Source organism: Brachybacterium aquaticum (assembly GCF_014204755.1).
Classification (GTDB): domain Bacteria; phylum Actinomycetota; class Actinomycetes; order Actinomycetales; family Dermabacteraceae; genus Brachybacterium; species Brachybacterium aquaticum.
The window spans coordinates 3,443,117-3,449,336 of sequence record NZ_JACHLZ010000001.1 but is presented as its reverse complement, the minus strand read 5'-3'; the positions used below and the strand labels follow the sequence as shown (position 1 = coordinate 3,449,336).

At 70.9% G+C, this 6,220-nt stretch carries 5 protein-coding genes; 1 reads left to right on the top strand and 4 read right to left on the bottom strand.

What is annotated here, in order from left to right; translation table 11 throughout:
• Positions 1-290 precede the first annotated feature (290 nt).
• Complete coding sequence (locus HNR70_RS15525) at positions 291-2,318, bottom strand: ABC transporter ATP-binding protein (RefSeq protein ID WP_281383226.1); 2,028 nt, start codon at positions 2,316-2,318, stop codon at positions 291-293.
• Positions 2,315-4,078 carry an ABC transporter ATP-binding protein gene (locus HNR70_RS15520; RefSeq protein WP_184326448.1) on the bottom strand — a complete coding sequence of 588 codons (1,764 nt, stop codon included), beginning with the start codon at positions 4,076-4,078 and terminating at the stop codon, positions 2,315-2,317. The genes HNR70_RS15525 and HNR70_RS15520 overlap by 4 nt, the downstream gene beginning before the upstream one ends.
• Before the next feature lie 566 nt (positions 4,079-4,644).
• Here HNR70_RS15520 and HNR70_RS15515 point away from each other — a divergent pair.
• Positions 4,645-4,980 carry a TfoX/Sxy family protein gene (locus HNR70_RS15515; protein ID WP_184326447.1) on the top strand — a complete coding sequence of 112 codons (336 nt, stop codon included), beginning with the start codon at positions 4,645-4,647 and terminating at the stop codon, positions 4,978-4,980.
• Positions 4,981-4,992: 12 nt separating this feature from the next.
• Here HNR70_RS15515 and HNR70_RS15510 read toward each other — a convergent pair whose 3' ends face one another.
• Positions 4,993-5,691 (bottom strand): LrgB family protein, encoded by a 699-nt coding sequence (locus tag HNR70_RS15510; RefSeq protein WP_184326446.1) that lies wholly within the window; start codon positions 5,689-5,691, stop codon positions 4,993-4,995.
• Positions 5,688-6,209 (bottom strand): CidA/LrgA family protein, encoded by a 522-nt coding sequence (locus HNR70_RS15505; RefSeq protein ID WP_184326445.1) that lies wholly within the window; start codon positions 6,207-6,209, stop codon positions 5,688-5,690. Before HNR70_RS15505 ends, HNR70_RS15510 begins: the two co-directional genes overlap by 4 nt.
• Between the last annotated feature and the right edge of the window lie 11 nt (positions 6,210-6,220).

Here is a 6,220-nt window from a genome sequence, read left to right as displayed (position 1 = left end):
TCCCCATCGTCCCCCCCCCTCAGGATCCCCTACCTTCGTCCACCCCGCGTCCGCCGTCAAACCGGTCTCGAACCAGCTCTCATGTGCTCCGCACCGCGGGCGCACCGCCCGTCGGCGGGGCCCGGACAAACTTGTGCGCGCTCACGGTCGACGCCAGACCCGGCATCGACCGTGAGCGCGCACGACTCAGGCAGGGAGAGGCGGGGCCGCCCGGCCCCGTCGGCCGTCGGACCTCCAACCGCCAGACACCGTCGGCCGCCGGACCTCCAACCGCCCGGCCCCGTCGGCCGTCAGCCCTCCGCGTCCACCGCGGGGATCGCGCCGGTCGTCGTGCCCTCGCGCACCGAGCCCTCGCGCACCGCCTCGTCCTCGTCGGGGTCCACCCCTGCCGCGAACTGGGACCAGTACAGCCGGTGGTAGGCGCCGCCCGCCTCGAGCAGCTGCTCGTGCGAGCCCTGCTCGACGATGTCGCCGTGCTCCATCACGAGGATGACGTCGGCGTCGCGGATGGTGGAGAGGCGGTGCGCGATGACGAAGCTGGTGCGGTCGGTGCGCAGCGCCGCCATCGCGTGCTGGACGAGCACCTCGGTGCGGGTGTCCACCGAGGAGGTGGCCTCGTCGAGGATGAGCAGGGCGGGATCGGCGAGGAAGGCGCGGGCGATGGTGATGAGCTGGCGCTCACCGGCGGAGACGTTCGCGCCCTCGTCCTCGATGACGGTGTCGTAGCCGTCGGGGAGGGTGTGCACGAAGCGGTCCACGAAGGTGGCGCGCGCGGCGGCGACCACCTCCTCGTCGGTCGCGTCGAGGCGGCCGTAGCGGATGTTCTCGCGGATGGTGCCGCCGAACAGCACCGCGTCCTGGAGCACCATGCCCACCTGGGAGCGGACGGCCCCGCGATCGAGCGCGCGGATGTCCACGCCGTCCAGGCGGATCTGCCCGGCATCGATCTCGTAGAAGCGCATCACGAGGTTCACGAGGGTGGTCTTCCCGGCGCCCGTCGGGCCGACGATCGCGACCGTCTGCCCCGGCTCGGCGACCAGGGACAGGTCGCTGATCAGCGGCTTCTCCGGGGTGTAGGAGAAGGCGACGTGGTCGAACTCGACCCGGCCGCGGGTGGGGGCGGTGAGCTCGGCGCGCTCGATCCGGCGCTCGCGCAACTCCCCGTCGGCCGCGACCTCGCGGGCGGTGATCTCGCCGTCGGGCTGCTGCTCCTCGGCGTCCAGCAGCTCGAAGATCCGCTCGGCGGAGGCGACGCCGGAGATGAGCATGTTCGCCATGCCGGCGACCTCGCCGAGCGGCGCGTTGAACTCGCGCGAGTACTGGATGAAGGCGGTGACCTGGCCGAGCGACATCTGTCCGCTCGCGATGCGCAGTCCGCCCACCACGGCGATGCCGACGTAGCCGACGTAGGTCACCCACTGCATGATCGGCATGATCATTCCCGAGTAGAACTGGGCCTTGAACGAGGCCTCCCACAGCTCCTCGTTGCGCTCGTCGAACTGCTCGCGCATCGAGTCCTGGCGGTCGAAGACGGTGACCAGGTCGTGGCCGGTGAAGGACTCCTCGACGTGGCCGTTCAGGCGGCCGGTGTTGCGCCACTGGGCGGTGAACAGCTTCTGGGACTTGGTGCCGATGATGCCGATGACCACGGCGGACAGCGGCAGGGCGATCATCGCGATGAGGGCGAGCTGCCAGGACAGCCAGAACATCATCACGGTGATGCCCACGATGGTGAGGACCGCGTAGATGAGCGAGGCGAAGGCCTGCTGGAGCGCGGTCTGGACGTTGTCGACGTCGTTGGTGGTGCGTGAGAGCAGGTCGCCGCGCTGGCGGGTGTCGAAGTACGACAGCGGCAGGCGGTTGACCTTCGCCTCGATCCGCTCGCGGAGCCGGTAGACGATCCGCATGACGACGTCGTTGAGGATCCAGCCCTGGATCCAGTCGAACAGCGAGGCAACGAGGTAGACGCCGAGGACCAGCAGCAGCAGCCGGCCGAGCGCACCGAAGTCCACGCCGTCGCCGAGGAAGCCGTCGAAGATGACGTCCATCGCGTCGCCGAGCAGCAGCGGCGCCCACACGCTGAGGACGGTGGAGGCGATGCCGAAGGCGAGCACGATGGCGAGGGCGAGCTTGTGGTCGCCGAACGTCCTGAACAGCCGGAGTGCGGAGGGCCAGAAGGCCTTCGCCTTCCGCGGTGCGGACTCGCCCCACTCGCTGGTCATCGAGTCTTGCATCTCGAGGATCTCGGCGTCGGTGAGCTCGGCGCCGGTGGTCGTCGCCGGCGCGCTCTTCTTCTCGCGCTTCTTCTCCGCGCTCATGCCGGCTCCTCCGCGGTGATCTGGGAGTCGACGATCTCCCGGTAGGTCTCGCTGCTCGCGAGCAGCTCCTCGTGGGTGCCGCGGCCGACGATCCGACCCTCCTCCAGCACGAGGATCTGATCGGCCGACGTGATGGTGGAGATCCGCTGGGCGACGATGATGGTCGTCGCGCCGCGGGTGCGGGTGGCCAGTCCCTCGCGGACCTTGGCATCCGTGGTCACGTCCAGCGCCGAGAACGAGTCGTCGAAGACGTACACACGCGGCGCCGCGACGAGGGTGCGTGCGATGCACAGGCGCTGGCGCTGACCGCCGGAGACATTGGTGCCGCCCTGGGAGACGGAGGACTCGAGGCCGCGGGCGAGCTCCTCCCCCGTCCCGGTGGTGCGGTCCTTCACGAACTCGGTGCCCTGGGCGACGTCGAGCGCCTCCCACAGCTGCTCGTCGGTCGCCGACGGGTCGCCGAAGCGGAGGTTGTGGCCGATCGTGCCGGAGAAGAGGTACGGCTTCTGGGGCACGAGGCCGACGGTCGCGGAGATGGTGGCGCGGGACAGGTCCGTCACCGGCACCCCGTCCAGCAGCACCTGTCCGTCGGTCGCATCGTGCAGGCGCGGGATGAGGCTGACCAGCGTGGTCTTCCCCGCGCCGGTGGAGCCGATGATGGCGGTGGTGCGTCCGGCCTCGGCGGTGAAGGAGACCCGGTCGAGCACCGGCGACTCAGCGCCGGGGTAGGTGAAGGTGACGTCGCGGAACTCGACGCTCGCGCCGCCCTCTGTGTCGCTGACCTCGATGGGGGCGTCGGGCTCATGGAGGGTGGGGACCGTCTCGAGGACCTCGCCGATGCGGCGGGCGGAGATGATCGCGCGCGGGAACATCATGAACATGAAGGTGCCCATCATGACCGCCATAAGGATCTGCAGCAGGTACTGCATGAAGGCGGTCAGCGCGCCCACCTCGACGAGCCCCGTGTCCACGCGGTGACCGCCGAACCAGAGCACTGCGGCGGTGGCGAGGTGCAGGATCACGGTGATCAGCGGACCCATGAGGATGAACAGCCGGCCGATGTTCACCGAGGTGCGGGTCAGGGCGGCGTTCGCGTCGGTGAAGCGGGAGGTCTCGTGCTGCTCGCGCACGAAGGCGCGCACCACGCGGATGCCCATGATCTGCTCGCGCATCACGCCGTTGATGGCATCGATGTTGTCCTGCATCCGCTGGAACAGCGGCATGAGCCGGATGATCAGCAGCCCGACGATCAGGATCAGCACGGGCACGGACACCCACACGAGCCACGACAGCCCCGGGTCCTCCTGGATCGCCATGATGATGCCGCCGATGGACATGATCGGCACCATGACCATCATGTTCAGCGTCATCAGCACGAGCATCTGCACCTGCTGGACGTCGTTGGTGCCGCGGGTGATGAGCGTCGGCGCACCGAAGCGGCCCATCTCCTCGGTGGAGAAGCGGTCCACGCGCGTGTAGACGGAGCGGCGGATGTCGCGCCCGATCCCCATCGCGGTGCGGGCGCCGAACCAGACCGAGGTGATCGCCGTGATCACCTGGACCATCGCGACCAGCAGCATGATCCCGCCGACGCGCCAGATGTAGTCGGTGTCGCCGGTGGCCACGCCGTTGTCGATGATGTCGGCGTTGAGGCTGGGCAGGTACAGCGTCGCGAGCACGGTCGCGAGCTGGAGGACGATCACGGCGGCGACATGCGGCAGGTAGGGCCGGATGTGCTGCCTGATGAGGGTCCAGAGCATGGGGATCTCCCGGAGCAGGGTCGGGCGGCCCCGCCGACGGGGGTGGGCGGCCGGGGGGCAGAGCGAACAGCGGGAACTCGTCGGGGTGGGGTTACCCGTCGAAGCGTAGGAGCGTACGAGGACATATCCCGTCCTCGAAGGGGTGCTCCAGGTACCGCACGTCGGCCTGGGCCGAGGTGAGGCGGAACGGTGCCGGGGCGTCACGAGGGGAGATCGCGATGAAGCGTCCGGGCGGAGCGTGGCCCATCCTGCCCTGCCCGCCTGAGGGACGGCATCAGCTTTTCGTCGAGGGTGCAGGTTCCCTGCGCCACCTCGGCGGGGACTGCGGGAGCGCCCCGACAGGTGAGGCCTTCGTGAGCCGCCCCGACCGACGGGGGCTGCGGGAGCGCCCCGACAGGCGAGGTCTGCGGGGAGAAGTGGTCGGAAGGCGTGCAGGATTCCGGCAACTGCTCCCCGCCGGCAGCGGCCACCCCGTCGGACATGGCGAGAGACCGTGCCGCAGGCTCCGTTGGCAGGCGGCCCGGAGTGGCCTAGCGTGGGCAGCACCGAGGCGAGGAGCCCCTGCCATGACGCCAGAGCAGTCCGCGCTGGTCACGCGCGTGCGAGCCCTTCTGCCGGCGGACGCCGCCGTGCGCGAGGTGTCCATGTTCGGCGGACGCGCCCTCATGGTCGACGAGAGGATGCTGGTCAGCGCCGGGAAGGACGGATCGCTGCTGGTGCGCGTCGACGAGACCCAGCACGAGCAGCTGATGGAGCGCCCCGGCACCTCGCAGCCCACCATGGGAGAGGGACGATCGATGGGGCCCCGCTGGATCCTGGTCGCGCAGGAGGCGCTCACGGCCGACGGGGACCTGGCGTCCTGGATCGAGACGGCGCTCGAGCACCACCGCACTGCGGGCTGAGCCGGGGTACCGTCACGCGGTCGCGATCCCCGCGACTATCGGCAGCACCAGGGTCATCACCAGCGCGTTCAGCACCATCGCGGCGCTGGACCAGCCCCCGGAGACGGCCGAGTCCCCGAGCACGCGCGAGGTGCCGATGCCGTGCGCGGTCAATCCGATCGCGAAGCCGCGCGCCCGCTCGTCGGTCACCTTGATGAGGCTCAGCAGCGCCGGTCCGACCACCGCGCCGAGCACGCCGGAGATCAGAGTGAGCACCACGGCGAGCGGCACGGACGCGTGCAGCGACTCGGCGATGGAGAGGCCGACGGGGCTGGTCACCGAGCGCGGCAGGGCGGCGCGCAGGATGCCGTCGTCGGCCCCCAGCAGGCGCATCGCGCCGACGGTGACGGTCACGCTCACCGCGCCGGCGACCGCGAGCGTGAGGAGCACGGCGGGTGTGGAGCTCACCAGTGCTCGGCCGTGGCGCAGCAGCGGCAGGGCGAGGGCGACGGTCGCGGGTCCGAGCAGCGCGGTGAGCAGCGCGACCTGCTGGAGATAGAGGTCGTAGGGCATGCCGGTCAGCTCCAGCACCCCGGCGACCACGAGCACCGTGATCAGCACCGGCGAGGCGAGGCCGGGCCGGCCCAAGCGGTTGTACAGCCAGAACGCGCCGAGGTAGACGGTGAGGGTCAGGGCCAGGCCGAACACCGGCAGGGACGTCAGCGCGCTCATGCGGGAGCCTGCCCGGGAGCGGTCGGCCCGGCGGGGTCGCCGGGGGCAGCGGGTCCGCCGGGGGCAGCTGGTCCGTCGGGAGCAGCGGGTCCACCGGGGCCAGCGGGTCCGTCGGCCGACGGGCCCGCCCCGTTCCCCCGCCGCCGGTCCTGCCGGCGCAGCAGCGCCTGCAGCAGCCAGCCCGAGACCAGCAGCGCCGCGACGAAGGAGCCGACCACGGCGAGTGCGAGCGGCAGCGCGTTCTCGACGAGGGTGCGCAGCTCGAGGACGATCCCGACACCGGGCGGCACGAACAGCAGCTGCAGGTGCTGCAGGAGCGGGGTGGCGGCGGGCTCGGCAGCGCGGACCACCGGCCGGGTCCAGCGCACCACGCCCAGCACCACCAGCAGGAGCAGGCCGAGCACCACTCCGGGCACCGGCAGGCCCAGCAGCTCCGACGCGGCGGACCCGGCCAGCTGGGCGACCAGCAGGATCACCAGGCCCAGCAGCACGGGAGGCAGGGCGACGGCGCGGGACATGGAGCCCATGG